This window comes from Brachyspira catarrhinii, from assembly GCF_005518285.1.
GTDB lineage: Bacteria > Spirochaetota > Brachyspiria > Brachyspirales > Brachyspiraceae > Brachyspira > Brachyspira catarrhinii.
Genome location: NZ_SJDU01000653.1, coordinates 1 through 812 on the forward strand (window position 1 = coordinate 1; position 812 = coordinate 812).

The following is an 812-nucleotide window of genomic DNA, read 5'->3' on the forward strand; positions in this document are numbered from 1 at the left end:
CCTCTTTATATTGTCTTTTTTCTTCATAACAATAGCCTAACATATATAAAACATAATTATCATTAGGGGTTAATTCAATAGCTTTTAGTAAGTATTCTATAGCTTTATCATAATCTCCGTTTTCAAAATACGATGCTCCCAACCAATCCCAACCTTCAAAATCTTTAGGATTTAATTCAACAGCTTTTAATAAATATTCTATTGCTTTATCATATTCTCCGTTTTCAAAATATGACACTCCTAAACTAGCCCAGCCATCATAATTATTAGGATTTAATTCAGTTAATTTTAAAGCTATTTTTTTGGCTTCCTCACATTGTCCATTACGAAAATATGATTCTCCTAAAAGACCTAAACCTTCTTCATTATTAGGATTTAATTTGACTAATTCCGAAAGAACTTTTATAGCCTCTTCGTATTCTCCTTTATTAAAATGAGCTTCTCCTATGGAAAGTAAATCGTTTTCATTTTTATTGTCGTTTGGCATTTAATCTCCTTTTATTATTTTATTTTCAATTAAATATTAAATCAATTATATACAATCAAAAAAGACATATATTTTACTTCTATATTCCACTATTTTTTATTATAATGTATTTATGTATTAATTGCAAGCGCGGTTTTACCAATTTATAAAAGATAAAATAGCATAAACTTTAAAATTGTAAATATTATACAAGTTAAAGTTTTGCCGTATATTTAGAGTTTGCGGATTTCTTCAATACTTAATCCTGTGTATTTTGATATTAGATTAATATCCGCTCCGTCTTTTTTCATTGCGGTTGCCATTGAGATTGCTTTATTTTTTTCAC

At 26.7% G+C, this 812-nt stretch carries 1 protein-coding gene; it reads right to left on the minus strand.

The window, feature by feature from the left end; genetic code table 11:
- A partial coding sequence (locus tag EZH24_RS12880; RefSeq protein ID WP_137999431.1) for a tetratricopeptide repeat protein occupies positions 1-487 on the minus strand: 487 nt, incomplete at its 3' end.
- Between the last annotated feature and the right edge of the window lie 325 nt (positions 488-812).